At 38.5% G+C, this 25,191-nt stretch carries 15 protein-coding genes; 6 read left to right on the forward strand and 9 right to left on the reverse strand.

Features of this window, described 5'->3' with window-relative positions:
- Nucleotides 1-677 precede the first annotated feature (677 nt).
- Nucleotides 678-2,471: an aspartate--tRNA ligase gene (gene aspS / locus PVV57_RS03330; RefSeq protein ID WP_273783468.1), complete on the reverse strand. Its 1,794-nt coding sequence runs from the start codon at nt 2,469-2,471 to the stop codon at nt 678-680.
- A 132-nt stretch (nt 2,472-2,603) separates the two neighbouring features.
- Here aspS and rnd point away from each other — a divergent pair, with 132 nt between their 5' ends.
- The gene (gene rnd / locus PVV57_RS03335) at nt 2,604-3,758 is read left to right on the forward strand and encodes a ribonuclease D (RefSeq protein WP_273717993.1); all 1,155 of its coding nucleotides are present in this window, start codon (nt 2,604-2,606) and stop codon (nt 3,756-3,758) included.
- Nucleotides 3,759-4,354: 596 nt separating this feature from the next.
- Here the strand turns inward: rnd and ppx are convergent.
- Together ppx and PVV57_RS03345 are read right to left on the reverse strand one after the other, a co-directional pair.
- Complete coding sequence (gene ppx, locus PVV57_RS03340; RefSeq protein WP_273783470.1) at nt 4,355-5,872, reverse strand: exopolyphosphatase; 1,518 nt, start codon at nt 5,870-5,872, stop codon at nt 4,355-4,357.
- Nucleotides 5,873-5,878: 6 nt separating this feature from the next.
- On the reverse strand, nt 5,879-8,059 hold the full coding sequence (locus tag PVV57_RS03345; RefSeq protein WP_273717989.1) for an RNA degradosome polyphosphate kinase: 2,181 nt from the start codon (nt 8,057-8,059) through the stop codon (nt 5,879-5,881).
- A gap of 326 nt (nt 8,060-8,385) precedes the next feature.
- On the opposite strand from PVV57_RS03345, the gene PVV57_RS03350 reads away from it, so the two are divergent.
- Entirely contained in the window at nt 8,386-8,634 is a 249-nt protein-coding gene (locus PVV57_RS03350) for a zinc-finger domain-containing protein (protein WP_273717986.1), read from the forward strand.
- Between the two features lie 46 nt (nt 8,635-8,680).
- The gene (locus tag PVV57_RS03355) at nt 8,681-9,928 is read left to right on the forward strand and encodes an FAD-binding protein (protein WP_273717985.1); all 1,248 of its coding nucleotides are present in this window, start codon (nt 8,681-8,683) and stop codon (nt 9,926-9,928) included.
- Between the two features lie 188 nt (nt 9,929-10,116).
- On the opposite strand, the gene dnaE is transcribed toward PVV57_RS03355, so the two are convergent.
- A complete protein-coding gene (dnaE, locus tag PVV57_RS03360; RefSeq protein ID WP_273717982.1) occupies nt 10,117-13,605 on the reverse strand; it encodes a DNA polymerase III subunit alpha in 3,489 nt (1,162 codons plus the stop codon).
- A gap of 382 nt (nt 13,606-13,987) precedes the next feature.
- Here dnaE and recG point away from each other — a divergent pair, with 382 nt between their 5' ends.
- The gene (recG, locus tag PVV57_RS03365; protein WP_273783472.1) at nt 13,988-16,096 is read left to right on the forward strand and encodes an ATP-dependent DNA helicase RecG; all 2,109 of its coding nucleotides are present in this window, start codon (nt 13,988-13,990) and stop codon (nt 16,094-16,096) included.
- Between the two features lie 404 nt (nt 16,097-16,500).
- Here the strand turns inward: recG and glmS are convergent, their stop codons facing one another.
- The 5 genes from glmS to PVV57_RS03390 all read right to left on the reverse strand — a co-directional run bounded on the left by glmS (nt 16,501) and on the right by PVV57_RS03390 (nt 22,054).
- Nucleotides 16,501-18,324: a glutamine--fructose-6-phosphate transaminase (isomerizing) gene (gene glmS, locus PVV57_RS03370; protein ID WP_273717979.1), complete on the reverse strand. Its 1,824-nt coding sequence runs from the start codon at nt 18,322-18,324 to the stop codon at nt 16,501-16,503.
- 171 nt (nt 18,325-18,495) lie between these two features.
- Nucleotides 18,496-19,860 (reverse strand): bifunctional UDP-N-acetylglucosamine diphosphorylase/glucosamine-1-phosphate N-acetyltransferase GlmU, encoded by a 1,365-nt coding sequence (gene glmU / locus PVV57_RS03375; protein ID WP_273717978.1) that lies wholly within the window; start codon nt 19,858-19,860, stop codon nt 18,496-18,498.
- Between the two features lie 14 nt (nt 19,861-19,874).
- Nucleotides 19,875-20,681 (reverse strand): cytochrome c biogenesis CcdA family protein, encoded by an 807-nt coding sequence (locus tag PVV57_RS03380; RefSeq protein ID WP_273718107.1) that lies wholly within the window; start codon nt 20,679-20,681, stop codon nt 19,875-19,877.
- Nucleotides 20,682-20,706: 25 nt separating this feature from the next.
- On the reverse strand, nt 20,707-21,690 hold the full coding sequence (locus PVV57_RS03385; RefSeq protein ID WP_273718105.1) for a carboxypeptidase regulatory-like domain-containing protein: 984 nt from the start codon (nt 21,688-21,690) through the stop codon (nt 20,707-20,709).
- A gap of 40 nt (nt 21,691-21,730) precedes the next feature.
- Nucleotides 21,731-22,054, reverse strand: a complete 324-nt coding sequence (locus tag PVV57_RS03390) for an iron-sulfur cluster assembly accessory protein (protein ID WP_273717977.1) — start codon at nt 22,052-22,054, stop codon at nt 21,731-21,733.
- A 110-nt stretch (nt 22,055-22,164) separates the two neighbouring features.
- Here PVV57_RS03390 and PVV57_RS03395 point away from each other — a divergent pair, with 110 nt between their 5' ends.
- Both PVV57_RS03395 and argS read left to right on the forward strand, forming a co-directional pair.
- Nucleotides 22,165-23,367, forward strand: a complete 1,203-nt coding sequence (locus PVV57_RS03395; RefSeq protein WP_273717976.1) for a deoxyguanosinetriphosphate triphosphohydrolase — start codon at nt 22,165-22,167, stop codon at nt 23,365-23,367.
- 30 nt (nt 23,368-23,397) lie between these two features.
- Nucleotides 23,398-25,155, forward strand: a complete 1,758-nt coding sequence (gene argS, locus PVV57_RS03400) for an arginine--tRNA ligase (RefSeq protein WP_273717974.1) — start codon at nt 23,398-23,400, stop codon at nt 25,153-25,155.
- The last annotated feature ends 36 nt before the right edge of the window (nt 25,156-25,191 follow it).

Here is a 25,191-nt window from a genome sequence, read left to right on the forward strand (position 1 = left end):
CAAAACGATGTGAAATAAATTTTTATAATCTTTCCGACAATAACAATTTCCTTGAAAATATATTTTGAATGCAAATTATTCTAAACAAAAACCTTATTGAAAACTTCTTCAAATCCGACGATATAATTTAACGGCTCACAAGGAGCTATTTCATCCTTTTGGGAATGATAAAAGCACCTTTCAAACATCATCTTTTATTACAGATATAAATTGTAATAACAACGCCATCCAGTTTTTCGTAGAAAAACTTAAAAAATATTCAAAGCTTATTAGTTTATGATAAATCAATCATTCCCATTTCCCTACTTATATAAAGGGAAGAGCGACTATCCAAGCAAGGAATAAAATAGTGAGACTATTTGCATACAAAAATTGTCAGCAACACTAAACCCTAAAAAGTAGAATGACAGCTTCTCCTTTATTCAATACAGATTGTGCTGTATAATATGCCCTTTATACCACTCATGAGGCTTTTAAATTATATCCTTCACAGAGCGAGTATCCTAAAACAAGCTCGAGAGCATTGAGAGATATTTCTTTAGAAATAATGCCGCTTGAAGGATTAACACAATAGCATTTTTTTGCTTCTCTAAATCCACAAACAACACATATGCCCTTGGAAAGGCATCAAAACCTTCAAGCTACGGAGAAAGATGACAACAATCTATAAATCAACTTTATGAACTATTTTTGTGAGAAGGAGCCATGCGGATTCCTAAATCCCGTAATTGTGTAGAAGAAACATCAGATGGAGCACTCATCAAAAGATCAAGAGCCTGTTGATTCATAGGAAATAAAGCAACTTCACGTAAATTTTTAACACCTTGCAACAGCATAATGATACGGTCAATTCCCGCAGCCATACCCCCATGGGGTGGAGCCCCATAATGGAATGCACGATAAAGACCACCAAAACGATCTTTCACAACTTCCTTAGAAAGCCCTACGCGTTCAAAAACTTTAAGCATCATTTCTGGTAAGTGATTACGAATTCCACCGGATGCAATCTCATAACCATTACAAACAAGATCATATTGAAAAGCCTTAAGCGTAAGAGGATCTTGACACTCAAGAGCATTTTCTCCCCCTTGAGGCATGGAAAAAGGATTATGTGCAAAATCAATCTTTTTCTCATCTTCATTCCATTCAAAAAATGGAAAATCAACAATCCACGCTAAAGAGAAACGCTCTCTATCGACAAGGTCTAATTCTTCTCCTACCCGTGTACGGGCTGCTCCAGCAAAAGATGCGAATTTTTTTGGATCTCCAGCCACAAAAAAACAAGCATCACCACTTTCAAGTCCAAGTTGTATACGAAGCGCTTCAGTGCGCTGCTCACCAATATTTTTGGCGATAGGCCCTGCTCCTTCAAATTTTCCTTCTTCTTTGCGCCAGAAAATATAACCAAGCCCCGGTTGCCCCTCGCCTTGTGCCCATACATTCATACGATCACAAAAAGCACGACTTCCACCCGTTTTAGCCGGAATAGCCCATACTTGTGCATTCTCATCATTCGCTAAGATCTGAGCAAAAACTTTGAAACCAGAATTATAAAAATGCTGAGACACATCTTTCATAATGATTGGATTCCGTAGATCAGGCTTATCAGAACCATATTTCCGCATTGCCTCATCATAAGAAATGCGAGGAAAATTTTGTGTCACAGTTTTTCCATCTGCAAATTCTTCAAAAATAGAACGCATAATGGGTTCCATAGTTGCTAAAACATCTTCCTGTTCAACAAAACTCATTTCAATATCTAATTGATAAAATTCACCAGGAAGACGGTCGGCCCGCGGATCTTCATCTCTAAAACATGGTGCAATTTGAAAATAACGATCAAAACCAGACATCATCAACAACTGTTTATATTGCTGTGGTGCTTGTGGTAAGGCATAAAATTTTCCCTGATGAACACGACTTGGAACTAAAAAATCACGTGCACCTTCCGGCGAAGAGGCTGTCAAAAGCGGTGTTGTAAATTCCGTAAAACCATTATTTTGCATAGCCCGTCTCATAGCCGCAATAATTTCAGTGCGACGCATGATATTCTTGTGCATAGTCTCCCGACGCAAATCAAGAAAACGATATTTTAATCGGATATCTTCTGGATAATCAGGCTCACCAAAAACCGGTAAAGGAAGCTCTTCAGATTTTGAAAGAACTTCTACCTCTTGTGCAAAAATTTCAATCTCACCTGTTGGAAGTGTTGCATTAATAACCTCATCAGAACGAGCACATACCTCCCCATCCACACGAATAACCCATTCAGCACGCACTTTTTCAATAATTTTAAAAGCGGGCGACGCAGGGTCCGCAACAATTTGTGTGATTCCAAAATGATCACGCAAGTCCACAAAAAGAATTCCTCCATGATCACGAACACGATGAACCCATCCCGAAAGACGAACTTTTGTTCCTACATCACATTTACGAAGAGCCGCACAATGATGACTGCGATAACGGTGCATGTTTTTTGCCTTTGATTATAATATTCACATGCGTTACAAACGCTTTTTAAGTACCATTTGTCAAGATATGAGAATAAAAACGCGAAAATAAAGTCAATAAAAGACAAATTTAATATATCGAATTATAATAGAATGATGAATCTTATTACACAAACAACAGATCTTGAAATTGCACTGAACGCTCTACGTAACTCTGATTTTGTAACAGTCGATACTGAGTTTATCCGCGAAACAACTTTTTGGCCTCAACTGTGTTTAATCCAACTCGCATCACCAGACGTTACAGTTCTGATTGATCCCATAGCACCAGATATTGATTTACAACCATTTTTTGATCTTATGATCGATAAAAAAATTGTCAAAGTCTTTCACTCTGCCCGTCAAGATATTGAAACGATTTATTATCTTGGAGGCGTTATTCCTTCCCCTCTTTTCGACACACAAATAGCAGGGTCAATTTGCGGATTTGGTGATTCGATCTCTTATGATCAAATTGTACAACGCTGCACAGGGCATCATCTTGATAAATCCTCTCGCTTTACAGATTGGAGTTGTCGCCCGCTGTCTGAAAAACAACTGCTCTACGCCCTTGCCGATGTAACCTACTTAAGAGATGTTTACCTCCTCTTGAAAAAAAGGTTAGAAAAAAGTCAACGGACTCACTGGATGGATGATGAAATCACAATCCTCTTAAATCCTAAAACCTATGATATGCCGGAAGATGAAGCATGGAAAAAAGTGAAAGGAAAAGTTAAAAAACCGCGTGAACTTGCGGTATTACAAAAGATAGCTGCTTGGCGTGAACGTGAAGCACGAAAATGCAATATGCCACGTCGCCATCTCATGAAAGATGAATGTCTTATAGAAATAGCCACCCAACAACCAAAAGACGAGTCTGCGTTAAAACGGTTGCGCAGTCTTAATAAGAATTGGGATAAACGCTCAATTGCCTCATCATTAATCAAAGCTGTCCACGAAGGCTTAGAGGTCGATCTTTCTACTTTGCCCCCTATTCCTAAACATAACCCACTCAACGATACGACAACCGCTGCTATCGATCTACTTAAAGTATTATTAAAACTTGTTGCAAACGAAAACAGCATTGCTCCTAAAATTATTGCAACATCTAATGATTTAGAAAAAATCGCTAATGGAGGAATAAAGAAAAATATCCCCGCTATGAATGGCTGGCGCTATGAAATATTTGGTCAAAAAGCTGAACAACTGCTAAAGGGACAGATAGGGTTTTACTTTAACGATGGGAAAATAAGCACAAAACAGCTTTAATTTACATTTCCCCCACATTCTGAGATTTCCATAAGATCTTCTAAAGAGGGGGGCATTTTATGTCAAAATGAGTAGAAAATTAAAAGAGAAAAATTTTGCAACTGCATCTTATTAAATCGATTTTAATTGAAAGATGTAAAAGAATCTCCGAGTAAATTTAAAACATTCTCATTTTTAAAAATCCATTACACTACTTATCTATATCAATGGGCATGTGCTACAGGACAAGGAAAATAGGATAAATAAAGTCTGCTGCTGACAAATTTAAAAACCTAAATAGTGAATGCGTATTAAAAAGAATAGCTAAATTTTTTGTCAGGCCAACCAAATAACAATCTCGTTTAAGAAAAATTAAAAAACAGCAGCTTCTTATAAAAGTTTTAAAAAGAAAAAATTCTTATAATAAAAGCGCGTTTCATTACAAAAATAGTCGCTTAGCATAATAGAAAAGCATGAAAAGATATTACCTTACGTCATTTTATTATATAAAAAAATCCTTATCGAAATTACAATCCAATCATTAAAAATGAACGAGCATAGAAACTAAAATACCTAACCTTTTAAGATATGAAACGCGAATAAATGAGAAGGAAAAATCAAGAAATTTCAAAAGCAAGAGGTTGTTTTATTAATCTTGATAACTTCTTTAATCGTCCAAGAGGACGTTCTCCCAATAATCCAGCGTAATTTTGGGGGATCTGCAAAACAATATGATCTGCTTTTTTATGCCAAAATAAATGAGGTAAAATTCCTGCAACAGAAGCGCTAAACAGATGAGCAATACGCATTGTTTCACCAAGAATACGTGCTTTTTCAATGATATTTTGTGTTGCTAATTGAAAGATGGGAAGAGATTCTTTATCAACCAGTAAACTGGTATTGCGAAAAAAAACAGCAAGCGCTGCATAAAGGCGCCCCTCATGAGAAATTCCTGGATAAGATCCTAATGCTATCTGATTGGCTGCTTCATTGCCTCGATAATCTGGATGTATACGCCAACCAATATCGGTAAGAAGACAAGCCGCTTGACGATAACGGCATTCATTTTCAGTTTCTGAAATTCCAAAAACTTCAAAGGCATTCGTCGTAAAATCAATAAGTTCTTCTGCTTGTTTTGGTGAACGTGCCCGTAAAATAGCCATTTCTGTGCACGCAGCAATGAGAGGGTCTGAAAGTCGAATCGCCTGCGGCAAGCGTGAATAAAGAAAACCTTCACGAACGCCAGCACCAGAAAAGATTATCTTTTCAAACCCCATACACTGAATGAGTTCAATAAGGACAATAGCCCCATACGATAAAAGTTTACGACGATTCTGTGAAACCGCCGCAATCCCTCTCATATTATCAATATTACCGCTTGCTACAAGACGTAAAAAACTCTCCATTTCCATGGCATCAACTTCATAGCCATGCATAACAGGGAGCCGATAGTGCTTCATTGCCATATGGAGTTTTGCCAAGTTACGCCATGTTCCTCCTACAGCATAAAAATAACGTGCCATACCTTTACGCGTACGTGCAACAGAAGATTTATAAAATTGTTCATGTACAATTTTTGCAGCAACCGCACTATCATTATTTGACATATACTGTAGCCGCAATCCCCCTAATGGAAGCGTTATCCCTTCACCGACATCAGAATGATCAATATCAATGAGTTCTAGACTTCCACCACCAAGATCCCCAGAAAGTCCCTTTGGTTGATAAAAAGTAGAAATAACCCCATAGGCGGAATACATCGCTTCTTCACTTCCTGAAAGCAGATATATTTTATTTTGTAAAATATCTTCAGCACTTTGAATAAATGCGACGCCATTTTTTGCATCTCGTGCTGCTGCCGTTGCTAAAGTATAGACCTCATCTGCCCCAATCTGTCGACAAAGCGTACGAAATCGTTTGAGCATTTGCAACGCCATTTCCATCGATTTTTCTTCTAAAAATCCCGTTTTTGCCACACCATGACCGAGACCACAAAGAATCTTTTCATTAAACAAAACCGTTGGTGAGCGAACAAGCCCTTCATAAATCACCAACCGAACAGAATTTGATCCAATGTCAATAACAGCAACAGGCTTACGTCCTTTTAGCCTACCTTGAGCATCTCTATACGTCATTGGATTTCAGTCTTTATGCATTTCAGCTTGTTGCCGATGCAACGCAACCAAGCGTGAAATGGAAGATTCAAAAGACTCATTTTTCCCCGCAAAACCTGTATTGGCCATAAAATACTCCTGCGCATTAAACGGACTTTCACCTTTCTGCGGTGTGATACGTCTTGATGTTCCGTCTTTAAGTATATCAAAGCTTTGTTGATTATCAATGAGATTAGCTAGCATAATTTGTAAAAGAATCTGCCGCCGCACCATTTTATTAAAAATTGGAACCAATATTTCAATACGGTAGTCTAGATTACGAGGCATCATATCAGCAGAGCCTAAGTAAACAAGTGCATTTTCGTTAGGCAAATCTTGCCCATTCCCAAAACAAAAAATACGGCTATGTTCAAGAAAACGCCCGACAATTGATTTTACACGAATATTATCCGAAATTCCTGGAATACAAGGACGTAAACAACATATCCCTCGCACAACCAGATCAATCTGTACCCCTGCTTGACTAGCACGATATAAAGCATCAATAATTTCAGGATCAACCAATGCATTCACTTTTATCCAAATAGCAGCAAACTTTCCTCGTTGTGCATGAGCAATTTCTCCTTCAATATGCTCTAAAATACGACCACGCAATGTCAAAGGCGAAAAAGCGATCTTCATTGTTTCACGTGGACGCTCATATTGCGCAATATAATTGAACAATAACGCAACATCATGAGCGATATCATCATCCGTGGAAAAAAAAGAAAGATCCGTATAAGTTTTAGCGTTCACGGGGTGATAATTTCCTGTTCCAAGATGAACATAAGAACAAAGACGTTTTCCTTCACGTCTCACAACCAGAGACATCTTGGCATGTGTTTTTAAGGTAATAAAACCAAAGATAACTTGAACTCCAGCACATTCAAGATCCTTTGCCCAACGAATATTTGCTTCCTCATCAAAACGTGCTTTAAGTTCTACCAAAGCAGTCACAGACTTTCCCCCTTTAGCGGCTTCAATCAAAGCGCTAACAATTGGGCTATCATTTGATGTACGATAAAGTGTTTGTTTGATTTTCACAACATCAGGATCGCCAGCAGCTTGACGTAAAAATTGGACAACAACATCAAATGTCTCATAGGGGTGATGAATCACGAGATCATTTTCACGAATAGCTGTAAAACAATCCCCATTATGTTTACGAATAGATTCTGGAACACGAGGAATATAAGGAATAAATTTGAGATCATCACGGGGAATAGAAACAATCTCTGAGACCATATTAAGTGCCAAAAATCCATCAAGAACATTAATACAGTTATCAGGAACAGCAAGACAATTCACTATAAATTGGCGCAAATTCTCTGGCATTTTTGCATCAAATTCAACGCGAATAACCTGCCCACGCCGCCGCCTTTTAAGAGCCTTTTCAAAAAAATGAACAAGATCCTCAGCTTCTTCTTCTACTTCAATATCGCTATCCCGAATCACTCTAAATGTACCCATTCCATTAACCTCATCGTGAGGAAATAGATATTTGATAAAAAGATAAATAACATCTTCAGATGCAATAAAACGAAAATGATTACCCTCTTGAGGAAGAAGAATAAAACGCCTCAGAAGCATTGAAATGGACAACAACACTGTACGTGCATGTTGGTCTGTTCCTTCAGACAATTGAAGTGCTAAAGAAAGCCCTAAATTAGGGATAAAGGGAAAGGGATGCGTAGAATCAACCGGCAAAGGTTTTAGAACAGGAAAAATTTTATCAAGAAAATATTTTTCAAGCCATGATTTTTCGGCTTCTGAAAGATCATCAGAACAAATAATTTCAATATCATTCTTTTTTAATTCATCACGTAAAACATTCAATTCCTGGAGTTGATGAGCCTGCAATTTGGAAATCTCAGCGAGCACAATATCAAGTTGTTCCTGTGGGGTATACCCATCTGCACTGCACGTTGTAACATGAACACGAATTTGAGCTGCAAGACCAGCAACACGAACCATAAAAAACTCATCAAGATTTGTTGCTGAAATCGAAAGAAATTGTAGCCGCTCTAATAAAGGATGTTTCGAATTAGCCGCTTCCATCAAAACACGATTATTAAATTGTAGCCATGAAAACTCTCGATTAATAAACCGTGCCGGATTTTCCATCGTTATATCCGATATAGAAATTTTATCTGCCACCCTCTGTTCCATATATTCTCATTAATATTCTTTTATACTTTCTAAAATCCTTGAAGAAACACCTCACATAATATTCTATAATATGTTATCATACTTATAATACATCAATGTCTAATTTTTATTATCATGTTTCCATTGAATATTTAAAAATACTTAGAAACAAGTTCCATCTGCAAAGTACTAAAAACATGACGATTATTCCATATAGCATAAAAGAAGAGCACTTTGTCTTAAAAAGCATCTTGCATTATGATAAGCATTGTTACAAACTCACGCTTATAAAATAGAAGAGCCTCATCACAGCTGATGATGATAATTTATTCTGGAGTTTTTACACCATGGCTGATCATAATATTCCCCATTTTCAAAATGATCTTGGATATAAAACAATCGAAATTGGTGTGAAAGAATTTATGTGCGTAGGCGCTACGCAACCATTTGATCATCCTCATATCTTTATAGACATGGGAGCAGCCGATGAGAAAATCTGCCCTTATTGCTCAACCCTTTATCGTTATGTTCCCTCACTATTGTGCGATCAAACAAATCCAACAGGCTGTTTATATCATCCAGATGAGCCACTATAATGCGTTCTGGGACCCTCTACCACTCTTTTAGTTCTGCTTATTTAATATGAAATCATTTGTGGAACAATCGCCCATCATCGTTGGAGGAGGAATTGCTGGTTTAAGTACCGCTTTAGCACTCGCTCATAAAGGAATTGCAAGCACCGTTATCGAAAAGTGTAAGCAACTTGAAACGATAGGCGCGGGTATTCAATTGACTCCAAATGCAACATCTATTCTTGCTCGCTTTGATCTTCTTAACAAACTCACTGAAGTTGCAACAATCCCACATTTTCTTGAGTTAAAAGATGGAATATCTTTAAAAACACGTCTACGTGCTCATCTTATCAATCTAACAGAAAAATATTGGAAAGCCCCTTATATGACAATTCATCGTGCGGCTTTACAAAAAATTTTATATAATGCAGTGATCGAAAATCCTCTGATTCAATACAAAGCAGGCGAAACAATTGTATCTTCTACCCACTCTGCAACCAACATTAAAATAACAACAATAAAAACAGATGCAACAACAGAACAGCTTTATTCAACGCCCCTCCTGATCGGATGTGATGGCGTTTGGTCAACATTACGACAACAAGCTCCTTTTCATGAAAAAGCAAATTTTAGTGGCTTTATTGCTTGGCGTGCAACAACAGCATTGGATAATCTTCCTCAAAACTTTCGTTCTTCGTTGCACAATATGAAGACAATCACAGCTTGGATGGGCCCCAACAATCATCTTGTTGTCTATCCCATTCAATCGTCAGAAAAAAATTTTAATTTTGTTGCCATCACAAATGGGGAAAGTTCGAAAGAAGGATGGGCCCATAAAGGAGATAAAGAAAAACTCAAATCTCTTTTTAAGGGGTGGAATTCAAAAATTTTACAAATCTTTGACCATATTGATGAATGGCGATATTGGCCACTCTTTCACATGAAACAAGATCGTTTTTTAGGCCTAGAGAGACAAGTGTTTGTTGGCGATTGTGCACATGCAGCTTTACCTTTTGCAGCACAAGGTGCCGCTATGGCAATCGAAGACGCTGCCACATTAGCGGAAGCACTTTCATTGAAAGATCTTTCATTAACGAAAGCACTTTCGCTTTACGAAAAAACACGCATTCCCCGTATTGCAGCCGTAAAAAAACGTGGGAGTTTCAACAGATTAGCTTATCATGCAACCGGGCCTATAGCAATAGCCCGTAATCTCATGATGAAAATTCGTACACCAGAGAGCATTATGTCAAGCCTCCATTGGCTTTATATGTATGATGCGATAAGTTCCATAAAAAATTGTGATAAAAACTTATAAAACTCTTCCAATACTTTGAATATTACCAAGGAAAGAGATTTTTTGACTTTATGACACTAAAAGTCCATTATAATTTACTCAAATAAAAGCCAGATCTTTCGAAATCACCTATCTGGTTTTCAAAGCTCAACTTTTAACTTTTCCCAAAGTAAAAATCTCCCCAAATAGCCCCTATTTTTAATCTTGTTTTAACTCAATTCTACATCAACAACACCCTGAATTAATTTCATAGCATTTGCGACATGTGAATTGACCTTATATCGCTTTGGAAGTGCAATTTCGACTTCTCGCAATCCATCTTCTTGAATTAAAATAAGCCCAACCTCTCCATGTCCCCCCAGATTTAAATTTTGTTCAATTTGTGGAAGCATATCAACTGTTTTGATAAAAAGACGCATCATTTTATGCTGCTGTAATGCTTCCTTTTCCAAAGACTGAATTGTCTCAATTCGCAAACTAACCCCTTCAGAGCGATTTTCTGCGCTCACCGTAATAATAAAAGATTTTCCAGGTTCTAGCATCTCCTCATAATCCGAAAGTGCTTCAGAAAAGAGGATAGCCTCATACTGTCCACTTGTATCAGAAAAATGAATAATTCCCATTTTTTTACCAGATTTTGTTTTGCGCACATTTTTTGCCACAACGGTTCCAGCAAGCCGCGCAGCCGTTGCTCCCCCTTTAACAGCATTGGCAAAATTACTCCAAGTCTGAACACGTTTTTTAGCAAGAATAGCTTGATACTCATCCAATGGATGAGCAGAAAAGTAAAAGCCTATTGCTTGAAATTCTCGATAAAGTTTTTCAGCCAACAACCAAGGAGTCGTTTGGGATAAAATCAATGGCTCTTTTAATCCGCCTGCCATTCCAAAGATATCAACCTGCCCACTAGAATTGTCATCGAGAATACGAAGCGCCCGTGCATGAAGCGTTCCAAGATTGGCTAATAAAACTTCACGTGCAATATTAAAACAATCAAAAGCGCCAGCACAAACTAAACTTTCCATCGCACGCTTATTGACAATACGAGGATCAACACGCGCACAAAAATCTTCCAGATCCTTAAAAATCTTATTCCCACGACAAGCAACAATATGATCGACAACCGTTTCTCCCACCCCTTTAATGGCAGAAAGGGAATAATAAATACAGTTATCACCAACCTCAAAAACGCGATGAGATGTTTGTATAGAAGGTGCAATAACTTCAATACCCAGCCTTAATGCCTCACGCCGAAAATCATTGAGTTTATCCGTATTCGTCATATCATACGTCATTGAAGCAGCTAAAAACTCAACGGGATAATTAGCCTTCATATAAGCGGTTTGATAAGAAACAATTGCATAAGCAGCAGCGTGTGATTTATTAAATCCGTAATCGGCAAATTTTGCTAAAAGATCGAAGATAATATCAGCTTGCTCTTTATCAACACCACCAGCAACGGCTCCATCGACAAAACGCGTGCGCTGTTTTTGCATTTCTGCATGAATTTTTTTCCCCATAGCACGACGTAATAAATCAGCTTCCCCAAGTGAATAACCAGCCAACACCTGAGCAATCTGCATCACCTGTTCTTGATAGACGATAACACCTTGTGTTTCTTTAATCAGATGATCTATTTTAGGATGAATAGAAGCTATTTCCTCTTCCCCGTGTTTGCGTGCATTATAGGTTGGAATATTCTCCATTGGACCAGGACGGTAAAGCGCAACCAGCGCAATAATATCTTCAATACGGTCTGGCTTCATTCCAATCAGCGCCTTGCGCATACCAGAACTTTCCACCTGAAACACGCCAACCGTTTCACCACGTGCCATCATAGCGTAGGTTGCTTCATCATTCAGAGGAATATTTGACAAATCTATTTTGTCCCCTTGTCTAGCAACAAAATCAACGGCCATTTTCAAAACAGTAAGCGTTTTTAATCCAAGAAAATCAAATTTTACCAATCCTGCCTGTTCAACATATTTCATGTTAAATTGTGTAACAGGCATATCAGAACGAGGATCACGATACATCGGGACAAGCTCCCAAAGCGGACGATCTCCGATAACAATCCCAGCGGCATGAGTCGAAGCGTGACGATAAAGTCCCTCCAACTGAAGTGCTATATCTAATGCGCGTCCAACGACGGGATCTTTTTGCTTTTCCTCTTCAAATTTAGGTTCATCCTTAATAGCATCCGCTAATTCCACCTGACTTCCTGGTGTAGCAGGAACTAATTTCGTAAGATAATCCACCTGTCGATAAGGAACTTCTAAAACACGCCCCACATCACGCAAAACTGCACGTGCCTGTAACTTACCAAAGGTAATAATTTGAGCAACTTGATCACGTCCATATTTTTTTTGAACATATTGAATAACTTCTTCACGCCGCTCTTGACAAAAATCGATATCAAAATCTGGCATCGAAACACGATCTGGATTGAGAAAACGTTCAAAGAGAAGAGAAAAACGCAATGGATCAACATCGGTGATCGTCAATGCATAAGCAACAAGTGAACCAGCACCAGAACCCCTCCCTGGACCAACAGGGATATCATGAACCTTTGCCCATTTTATGAAATCTGAAACGATAAGAAAATATCCAGAAAATTGCATACGCGTAATAACTGAAACCTCATAATCAAGCCGCTGCTCATAATCTGCAATCGTATACCCTTCAGCCAATCCAATTGTTTCAATCCGCATCTTTAAACCAGCTTTAGCTTGATTTAACAACTCACTATCTTCTGCTTCTAAAGTATTTTCTGAATGAGCAGATTGTTCTATAAAACGAGGCAATATCGGTTTTCGAAGAGGTGTGGCAATATGACAACGCAATGCAATTTCAACACTATTTTCTAAAGCTTCTGGAAGATCAGAAAACAGTGCAACCATTTCATCTTGTGACTTCAAGTAATGATCTGGCGTCACCCTTTTTCGATCTGGATTAGAGACGATTTGTCCTTCTGAAACAGCCATTAACGCATCGTGCGCTTCATACCCTTCTCTCTTCAGAAAAAAGGCTTCATTCGTTGCAACAAGAGGAATTTCATGTGCATAAGCCAATTCAATAAGATCTGCTTCTACTCTTCGATCATAAGAGCCATGCCGTTGTAATTCCACATAAAGACGATCAGCAAAAGTTTTTTTCAAATAAATTAGGCGCTCAACGGCGCGTTCTTTTTTTTCTTCTGCCAAAGCAAGATTAATAGGTCCTTCCTTGCCGCCTGTCAAAGCGATTATGCCTTCACTGTGTTCTGATAACCAATCAGCTTTAATATGAGGAGGATCAGTATCACATTTATCAAGATAAGCACGGCTCACAAGACGAACTAAATGAGCATAACCGGTTTCGCTAGCAGCGAACAGAACGAAAGAGCAGAAATCAGAAGCATGACGTCCTTTAACCAAACGTGAATGATCATTTTCAACACAAAAATCAACAGCAAGCTGACAACCAATAATAGGTTGAACCCCATGAGAAAGACAATACTGCGAAAATTCCAAAGCCCCAAATAAATTATTGGTATCGGTAATAGCAACCGCGGGTGCCTGATCTGCAATCGCCTGTTGAATAATTTGAGGAATTTTTAAAGCCCCTTCGAGCAAAGAATAAGCTGAATGCACTCTCAAATGAATAAAGCGAGGAAGAGAATTTTTATACTCTTGCAGTTTATTTTTATCTTTGGCCACTCTCACAATTTCCTATTAAAAACTAGATGCCAAACAGCACCCCTTAAAGAAAAAAAATTCTACGCTAGCATAACTTTAAAGCTATAAATTTGTCATATCCCACATGAGAAAAATATCTCAATTTTATTGATCTTTATAAGAGAGTTCTATCAAGAAAATGCTTCTATTCACAGCAAATAAACGCCTAAAATAAAAAGAAGAAAAATATACTTCATATGAGCACTTTAATTTTAGCATTCTCTAGATTGTATTTCTCTTTAAGTATTCATTTGTCTTCCTAAAACGCAATGTGTTAATAAAACAATTCCCCCTTTATGGCTTTATCCCCAAAAAGCTCTTCTAAAGGTCTAGAAAAAACAAAAAGAGCAGGTTAAATTTCCTCATGCCTCCAAGTCTACTTACCCCTCTTTTTAATTCTATTCGAACCCTTTCTGGTATTACCCCTAAAGTCTATGGCTTACTGACAAAACTTTTAAATGTTAATCCTGCACAACATGAAGCAACCCTTATTGATCTTCTTCAATTAATGCCCCATTCTGTTATAGACCGCAGAATGCGTCCCAGCATTGCTTATGCAAAAGAAGGAGAGACGGTTACGCTCGAAATTATCATCGATCAACATCACCCCCCACCCCGTGGTCATAACAAAATCCCCTATCGTGTTATCGCCCATGATCAAACAGGAAAAATACATTTAGTTTTTTTTCATGCTCAACCTCTTTGGCTCAAAAAACAACTCCCTGAAGGAAAAAAGGTCATTGTATCAGGAAAAGTTGAATGGTTTAATGGGCAACTTTCAATGGCGCATCCCGACCATATTGCCTCAAGCGAACAATCAAATCAGATTCCTCTCATCGAACCTGTTTATCCCTCTACTGCCGGACTAGCAGCAAAGACATTAAGACGCGCCATACAAAACGCTCTTGATTTTATTCCTCTCCTCCCAGAATGGATAGATGAAAATGTTAAAAAGCAGCAAAATTTTTCTTCTTTTTCTGTTGCTTTACGCCGTATCCATGCTCCCATTAATCCTGATGATCTATCCTTAGAAAGTACAGCACGCAAACGTCTTGCCTATGATGAACTGCTCGCTTGTCAATTAGCGTTAGGCCTTGTGCGTTTGAAAACCAAATCTCTTGTTGGGACTTCTCGACCATCAACAGGAATTTATATGAAAAAACTGCTCAATGTTCTCCCCTTTCAACTCACAACGGGACAAATAAAAGCGGTAGAAGATATCGCCAATGATCTTGCTTCACCAGAACCGATGCTAAGACTGCTCCAAGGTGATGTAGGCGCAGGAAAAACCGTCGTTGCACTGATGGCAATGGCACAAATTGCTGAAAATTCAGGTCAATCAGCTTTAATGGCCCCCACAGAAGTACTTGCTCGTCAACATTTTGCCACTATTACCCCTCTTGCCGAAAAGATAGGCTTAAAAACAACGCTTTTAACAGGACGAGAAAAAGGCAAGTTGCGGACAAATATCTTGAATGATATTTTATCAGGTCAAGTTTCTATTGTCATCGGGACCCATGCTCTTATACAAGACAGCGTTACTTATAACAATCTTGCCTTAACCATTATCGATGAACAACACCGTTTTGGTGTGCACCAACGTATCGCTCTTACAGAAAAAGGCAATAAGCCTGATATGCTAGTCATGACCGCCACACCCATTCCTCGCACTCTTGTTTTAACAGCTTTTGGGGATATGGATGTCTCTAAAATTACAGAAAAACCAATGGGACGACACCCCATTACAACAGCAACGCTTTCTTTGAAACGTATGCATGAGCTTATAGAACGAATCGCCATTGCATTAGAAAAAGGAGAAAAACTCTATTGGATTTGTCCTTTAGTAGAGGAATCAAAAGCTCTTGATCTCACTTCAATTGAAAACCGCTTTGCGTTTCTCTATGAGCGCTTTGGAGCTCACGTTGGAATGATCCATGGCAAAATGTCTACAGCAGAAAAAGAAGCCGCTATGGCATCTTTTAAATGCGGAAATACACGTATTTTAGTTGCAACCACCGTCATTGAAGTAGGCGTGGATATTCCAGACGCTTCGATTATTATCATCGAACACGCAGAACATTTTGGTCTTTCACAATTGCACCAATTGCGTGGACGTGTAGGACGAGGCGATAAAAAATCTTCCTGCATTTTGCTCTATAAAGAGCCACTAACCAAAACAGCAGCAACACGTCTGAATATTATCCGTCATACAGAAGACGGTTTTGAAATTGCTGAAGAAGATTGGCGCTTGCGAGGTGAAGGAGAACTTTTAGGCACAAAACAATCTGGAGTTCCTGAATTTCATATAGCAAACCTTGCTGTTCACAGTGATCTTTTATCCATAGCAAGAAAAGATGCACGCCTATTTTTACAACGCGATCCTCATCTTTCCTCTGAACAAGGACAAGCCTTACGGTTGCTTCTTTATCTTTTCGGACACGATGACGCCGCACGCCTCTTACGAGCAGGATAATAATAGAAAAGAACCTCTGATAAAAAATAAAAATACTCCCCCTATGCAAATAGGCTCTTCTTTCTTGATATCACTCATAAATGATCTAACATAATCCCTACACCATTATGCTTCATGAAAGAATAGCAAACCAACAGCCCCATCTTCTCTCCCAATCTGGATTACGCTTACATTAAAGGAGGAGAAGCATATTATTGCGTCTTTTTACTTTTATATTCATACATCTGATCCATTTTTTGATCGCTAAGGAAACATTTTTTATTCTGTCATCAAGAATTTGAAACGAAAAGTCCTGTCTTCGATATTCTCATGCAACTGAGAAAAATAGAAAACTAAACCATCACTATAAATCAATTTGTTACATTTGATTATTTTCGACAAATTCAGAATTACACAATCTATTTTTATTCAACTGTGACTGATTTTGCTAAATTACGCGGTTGATCAACATCTGTTCCTAATAAAACAGCCGTATGATAAGCAATTAACTGAATGGGGAGAGCATAAATAATAGGAGCAATAAATTCTGGAACAACGGGCAAAGTAATCGTTGATAAAGTCTTAAGAGAAGCTACTTCTTCTCCTTTTTTATCGGTTATCAAAATAATACGACCATTGCGCGCTACCACTTCTTGCATATTAGAAAAAGTTTTTTCAAACCACCGATCATAAGGAGCCACAACAATAACGGGGATTGTCTCATCGACCAGCGCAATTGGTCCATGCTTCAACTCCCCCGCTGCATAACCTTCAGCATGAATATAAGAAAGCTCTTTCAGTTTAAGGGCTCCCTCCAAAGCAATCGGATAAGAAGTTCCACGTCCCAGATAAAGAACACTTTTTGCATTCACCAAATCACGACAAATAGATTCAATTTTACCTTCTAATTTTAAAACCTCATTTAAAATACGGGGAACTTCTGCCAACTGTTGAACCAATTGCTGTTCCATTTGAACTGAGAGGTAGTCACGTTGTTTCGCAGCACTAAGGGCAAGTGAAGCAAGCGTTGCCAATTGACAGGTAAAAGCTTTTGTTGAAGCAACACCAATTTCCGGTCCGGCAAGTGTTGGAAGAATAAAATCAGCCTCCCTTGCCATTGTTGATTGCTCAACATTCACAATTGTTGCTGTTTTTACACCCCGCTCACGACAATAACGCAAAGAAGCCAATGTATCAGCTGTTTCACCAGATTGAGAAACAAACAGCGATAACACATCAGATGTTATAGGAGGTTCACGATAACGAAATTCCGAAGCAACATCATTATCAACACTTAAAGCGGCAAATTTCTCAAACCAATAGCGCGCAACTAAGGTTGAATAATAAGCCGTTCCACAACTCGCAAAAAGGAGACGATGAATATTTTTCCAATCAATCAAATTCTCAAAAGCGCGAACGGTATAATTTCCAAGATCAAGATAATGCGCCAAATTATGAGAAATCACTTCAGGTTGTTCAAACATTTCCTTGTGCATAAAATGACGATGATTCCCCTTAGAAATCAACAATGCTTCTTCAAGTAATGTTGTCACAGAACGTTTTACCGGTTGATTGTTTCCATCGTAAATTGTGACGCCTTCCCGTGTAAGAACAGCCCAATCCCCATCTTCCAAATAGCTAATATGATCAACGAATGGTGCCAAAGCAATAGCATCTGATCCCACAAAAAATTCATCTTTTCCATAACCAATTGCCAACGGTGGACCAGAACGCGCCGCAATCATAAGATTATCTTCACCTTCGAAAATAAGAGCAAGTGCAAAAGCCCCCTGTAACCTTTTCCAGCTGGTCCGCATGGCTTCTTGCGGAGAAAGACCACTTTTTAATGCACGCGTTATTAAATGCGCAATAACTTCCGTATCTGTCTCTGTTTCAAAGATATAACCATCCTCGATGAGTTCCTTTTGCAATTCTACAAAATTTTCAATAATACCATTATGAACAACCGCAAGCTTTTCAGTCACATGGGGATGTGCATTGCGTTCAACTGCAACGCCATGCGTCGCCCAACGGGTATGACCAATCCCTAAACTTCCCTCTAGAGGTGTTTTTTTTAATTTTTCTTCTAAATGAACAAGCTTCCCCTCAGCACGTACACGATAAAGATGTCCATTATAGACTGTTGCCACCCCAGATGAATCATACCCTCTATATTCAAGACGTTTTAACCCCTCAACCAAAGAAGACGTAACACACCTCTTTCCAAGAATTCCAATAATTCCACACATTAAAAAGCTCCAACCCACATCTTAAGATTTAAATCTTATAAAACAATCCAACAGCTTTTATTTAAAACGATAAATAATAAATAATTCAAACATGGAATATGGCAATCTTTAAGAATAAACCTCCTATCCATCGTTAAATCGACACAAAACAAATGAATAGACTGAAAATGATCATTTTTTTTGTTTATTTTCTGTCGAGTTATTCTCTAACAAGCGCGCCCGAAATTTTGTTGCATAGCCCTCTTTTATAACCTGTCGTGCACGCCCAAAAGCCATACTGTTCATAGGAATATTTTCAGTAATAACACTTCCTGAAGCAACATAAGAGCCATCCCCTATCACCAATGGGGAAACAAGTGCCGTATTAGACCCAACAAAAGCATGATCACCAATCATGGTTTTATATTTGTTAAATCCATCATAATTGCACGTAATTGTACCGGCTCCAATATTGGTATGAGCACCAATTTCGGCATCACCAATATAACTTAAATGATTGATTTTAGAAGATTCTCCTACCTTAGCTTGTTTGACTTCACAAAAATTTCCAACCTTTACGGATTTAGCCAACTCTGTTCCAGGACGCAAACGTGCATAGGGACCAATCTGTGCATCTTGACCCACCACAGCACCTTCGAGATAACTAAAAGCACGAATAACAGCACCAGATTGTACTTTCACACCTAATCCAAAATAAACATTTGGTTCTATCACCACACCTGGTTCAATTTCTGTGTCATAAGAAAAATAGACTGTTTCTGGTTTTAAGAGTGTAACACCCGATAACATTAAATCGCGCGCTTTACGCTTTTGCCACAAAGAATCAGCCCTCGATAGCTCAAAACAGTTATTAATTCCTACAATATTTTCAAAAGGGATTTCAACAACACGCACATCTAATCCTTCACGCGAAGCAAGAGAAGCAATATCTGTTAAGTAATATTCTTTTTTTATATTGTTATTATCAACCTTCTCTAAAAGAGAAAGTGCATGTTTTCCACGCATAGCGAGTATTCCCCCATTACAAAAGGAAATCTTTTTTTCTTCCTTGCTCGCGTCTTTTTCTTCTACAATTGCAATCAATTGACTATTTTTCTCAAGAAGGCGCCCATAACCTGTTGGATCTTGGGTATGAAAGCCTGCAAAAACAACATCAGCCCCATCAGCAAGCTGTGCACGCATTTGGTGCAGTGAATCCTGCTGAATGAGAGGCGTATCCCCAAAAACAATGAGAACATCATCCTCTCCCTTTTGCAAAGCTAAACGAGCAGATAAAACAGCGTGTGCCGTTCCTAAACGCTCTTTTTGTTCAAAAATCATCACATCTTTGACAAATGACTGAACAACATGCGCAACCTCTTGAGCACCAAATCCCACGACGACGGCTAATTGTGAAGAGCCTGCCAATTCTATTTGTTTTAGAACGTGGCATATAAGAGGCAATCCAGCAATTTTATGAAGCACCTTAGGCAGAGACGATTTCATACGCGTCCCCTCACCTGCAGCAAGAATAATAGAAAGACAACTTCTAACCATAAAAACACACAAGACTAACGAGAAAATCCAAAAAAGTTCATAATATTGTGCCAACGAATATCTTCAACATAACTCAATGAAGGATAATGTTCTAAAAGCCAAAATGAAAGATCCTGCATAGAGCCTGTTAAAAATAAAATCCCTGTAAGAATAAGAAAAACACCAATAATTTTTTCAACTTTTCCTAAATGAATACGAAAAGCTGCTAAAAACCGCATAAAACAACTGGAAAATAAAGCTGCCAACACAAAAGGAATAGCAAGACCTAACGCATAAACTGCTAATAGAATAGCCCCCTCGCCCACAGTTTCCTTTGTTCCAGCAAGCGTTATAATAGGCCCTAAAATGGGACCAATACATGGTGTCCAACCAAAGGCAAAAGCTAAACCAATAACATAGGCCCCTAAAGGACCAGCAGGTGTTTTATCCGTCTGAAAACGCGCCTCACGAAATAAAAAAGAGAGCTTGAAAAAACCTAAAAAATTTAAACCAAAAATAATAATGATAATTCCAGCAGCAAGTGCAAACCAATCACGATAATAACCGATGAACTTACCAATTGTACTTGCACTCGCACCTAAAGCAACAAAAACAGTGGTAAACCCTAGAACAAAAGCAATAACAGAAGACAATAAAGCCCACCGTATAAAGACTTTCTCATCACGTTTTTCTGAACGAAAGTCATCAATACCAATCCCTGCCATATAGCATAAATAAGGGGGAACTAATGGCAAAACACATGGCGACAAAAAAGAGAGCGCCCCAGCAAAAAACACACCAACTGTTGAAATTTCAATCAAAACGCACACCCCGTCTCTCATCATGGTTTAGATCCACGAACAACGATCAATCCATATCTTCATCAATTCGTTGCAGATTTTGTTCATTCGCCACCACACTTATATCTTCATCATGACCAGAAACGACAGAAAAAACCTTTTGATAAATTCTATCTTTATTTTTAGCAATTGCAATATACTCTCCCTCTGCTAACACGAGTGAAACATAAGCACCAACAGTTTCATAAACGATATCACCAGAATCATTGGCAAGAGACCAACTTGTATCTGCAAGCGCTTCCCCTCCTTCTTGTCGTACCAGCTTTAAAACAATCTGAGCTGCCTGATGTTCAAGGGTAACTTCCGTTATTTTACCAGCCTCCACTTGAATATCCGAACGTGCCGTCGCATTAATGGAACCATAATGGGAAGCAACATGGTAGCGGCCCGCCTTTAAACGCACAACTGATTGAGGTTTAACATTTGATAAAATCACCCCCGTATCATCATTTTCTTTTTCATCCTCATAGATCGTGAAACGGAGTTCCTTTTCATTGATGATACCATTGAGCAGCGTCGCATTTAAAATAAGACCACCAGCCTCAAGGTAAAAGTTTTTCACAAGACTTTGCCCATTTTCCAGACGAATATGACGCACAACACTCATATGACCAAATGAGACATGAACAAGATAACTTCCTGGCTCTAAATCAAAATGTGCACTTCCCCCCTTATAGGTTGCCACTAATGGTAATTTATTATCAATCCCTAAAATAGGGGCATAAACCCGCCAGACAAGCCCCTTATCAATATCTTGACGGCTATTTGTTAATCGAGCATTCAAAATAAGTTGTGCCTGAGATGCTAAGTTCTCTTTTTCCTGCTCTTTTGACTTTATAATAAAACTCCGTGATTGTCCTTGCTGCTGATCTACTCCTTCTTCACAAAAAGCACAGTGGCTCCAGATCAATAAAGTGAGCACCACGCATAACCGCACACATCGACGCATTATTTTTATAAGACTATCCATTTTTACATTGTTGACCAACATGATATTTTTTTCAAGAAACAATATCACAATGCCCCCACTCTCAAATTGAAAAACTTACACCACAACCACACGATGAAACAGCATTGGGATTATGGATTTGAAAAGACTGCTCCATAAGATCATCAACAAAATCAATCTCAGCTCCTTCCATGAAAGGAAGTGAGAGTGAATCAATAAGTACAGTTGCCCCATCTTTTTTGAGAACGAGGTCATCTTTACACATTTCAGAAACCAAATCATATTTATAAGAAAAACCAGAACATCCACCGCCTTCGACAGAAATACGTAATGCGATTTTATCGGGTTCACACAAAAGTATCTGTACAATTTGCTTAGCAGCAGCATCTGAAATTTTCACTTTCATTTTATATATCCTTGCATTAAGCCATCAAGAAAGAGTATCCCATTATTATAAAGAGAAGTTTATTCATCATAAACCACCCTCAATTTTAAGATGATAATGGACAGCTTGCAATGGATATAGGCACGATCAACTTCAATTACCAATCTCGAGCCGTCTACAGTGCTCATCCGCAAACAAGCCGTGGTCGATTATTCCATGAAACGATGGGCTCTACACGCTCACCCTTTCAACGAGATAGAGATCGTATTATCCACTCTAATGCATTTCGACGTCTTAAACATAAAACGCAAGTGTTTATTGCTGATGAAAGCGACCATTATCGTACCCGCCTCACCCATTCCATAGAGGTTTCTCAAATTGCACGAACATTAGCCCGTGCCCTATGTGTTGATGAAGATCTTGCCGAAGCCATTGCCCTTGTTCACGACTTTGGACACACGCCTTTTGGTCATGCAGGAGAAGAGGCTCTCAATGAAGCCATGGCTCATTATGGTGGCTTCGACCATAATGCACAAGCCTTGCGCATTGTTACAAAACTAGAACAGCGCTATGCAAATTTTGATGGACTGAACCTTACATGGGAAACTCTCGAAGGACTTGTCAAGCATAATGGTCCCCTTTTAGGTTCTTATGCTAAAAATAAAGAGGTTCCTAGCGATATTTTACAATACAATGCAAAGCATGATCTTGCACTCGATTGTTTTGCAGGACTAGAAGCGCAATGTGCCGCAATTGCAGATGATATCGCATACAATGCCCATGATATTGATGATGGTTTACGGTCACAATTTTTAACACTTGATCAATTTGAAAACGTTTCACTAACAGCAGCAATATTAAAAGATATAACAGATGAGCATCCCCACCTCGACCAAGCACGATGCGGTTACACACTTGTACGAAGACAAATAACAACCATGGTTGAAGATGTTATCAAACAATCACAAGAAAACTTAGCACATATCAAACCAACCAGCATAAACGATATTCACCAAGCAAAACAAACCATTGTTACCTTTTCACCGTCAATGACCGTTTACGAAAAAGAACTAAAAAACTTTTTATTTAAAAATCTTTATTACCATGAACAAGTTCTTAGTCGTCGCAATGCAGCAAAATGCATTGTACAAAAATTATTCAATTGTTATTATGAAAATCCAGATACAATGCCTGAAAGTTGGTGCAAAAAAGCAGTGCACTTAAAAAATCAAGAGTTAGCACGTCTGATTGCTGACTTTCTTTCAGGCATGACTGATCACTATGCTCTACGTGAATATCACCGTTTATTTGACCATACAGATCATTTCGTTTAATGGCTTTTGGAATCATCATGGAAGCTCAATATGAATATCTTTAAAAACTTCGAAAAAAAAATTAAAAGATCAATTGAATTATCTGATATAAAAGGAAAAAATGGAGAAGATCTAGATTTATCAAAAATCACCGTTGATCCCCCACGTGATTCCTCTCATGGTCATTTATCAACCAATGCAGCTATGGTGCTTGCAAAATCGATTGGGCTCAGCCCCCGTGCACTTGCCGATAAAATCATAGAACTGCTTACAAATGATTCCTCCATTGAAAATATTGATGTTGCCGGTCCCGGTTTTATTAACATCCAGCTTACAAAATTATTTTGGCAAGATGCTATAAAATCCATGCTTGAATTAGGCCTTTCTTATGGTCGTATCCCAATGGGACAAGGAAAACGCGTCAATGTTGAATATGTCTCAGCAAATCCGACAGGCCCCATGCATGTAGGACACTGTCGCGGAGCCGTTGTTGGAGATGTTCTTTCCAATTTACTGCAATTTACGGGCTATAACATTACGAAAGAATATTACATCAATGATGCTGGTCAACAAATCGAAGTCCTCGCTCACTCCGTATTGTTGCGCTATCGTGAAGCGCTTGGACAAAAAATTAATGAAATTCCAGAGGGACTCTATCCTGGAGAATACTTGATACCATTGGGTCAATCGCTGACTCAAGAGTTTGGTGACCAACTCCTCAACATGGATAAAGATGAAGCCTTATCTATCGTGAAAGAGCGCGCAATTCATGCAATGATGTCCATGATTCGCGAGGATTTGGCGGCTCTTAATATTTATCATGATATCTTTTTCTCTGAGCGAATGCTTTATGCGGATAATGCACGCGCTATTCGTAACACCATTAACGACCTCACTTTAAATGGTTATATCTACAAAGGAAAACTCCCCCCTCCCAAAGGACAAAATATAGAAGATTGGGAACCAAGCGAGCAAACTTTGTTTCGTTCAACAAATGTTGGTGATGACCAAGACCGTGTTTTGATCAAATCTGATGGTTCTTACACTTATTTTGCTGCTGATGTTGCTTATTTTCGGGATAAATTTAATCGTCAGTTTGATGAGATGATTTATATTCTAGGAGCAGACCATGCAGGATATGTAAAGCGGCTAGAAGCCATGGCAAAAGCAATTTCTGGGGATAAAGCCAAATTAAGTGTTTTCTTATGTCAATTGGTAAAACTCTTTCGCAATGGTCAACCTGTACGCATGTCAAAAAGAGCAGGGTCATTTGTCACTCTAAGAGATGTTGTCGAGGAAGTTGGTCGTGATCCAGTGCGTTTTATGATGCTATACCGCAAATGTGAAGCGCCTCTTGATTTTGATTTTGCAAGAGTAACAGAACAATCAAAAGATAACCCCATCTTTTACGTACAATATGCAAATGCACGTTGTCACTCAGTCTTTCGTCAAGCACAAGAAGTGCTTCATATTGAAAGTTTTTCAAATGACATATTGATCAGCCATCTTCATCGACTAATAGATGACAATGAAATATTATTAATACGCAAACTTTCTGAGTATCCGCGTATCATTGAACAAGCCGTCTTTCATAAAGAACCCCATCGATTAGCGTTTTATCTTTATGACCTTGCCTCCTGCTTTCATACCCATTGGAATAAAGGAAGTGAAAATCTCAATTTACGCTTTATTCAGCCTAATGATAAAGAGTTATCCTTTGCAAGATTGGGATTGATACAAGCCGTTATCAATATTTTATCATCAGGACTTAGTATCATAGGAGTCGAAGCCCCAATAGAAATGCGTTGAAAAAGTTCTATAAATACATACAATAGGTAATAGGTA

The sequence above is a fragment of the Bartonella sp. AU15XJBT genome, from assembly GCF_028618615.1.
Lineage (GTDB): Bacteria > Pseudomonadota > Alphaproteobacteria > Rhizobiales > Rhizobiaceae > Bartonella.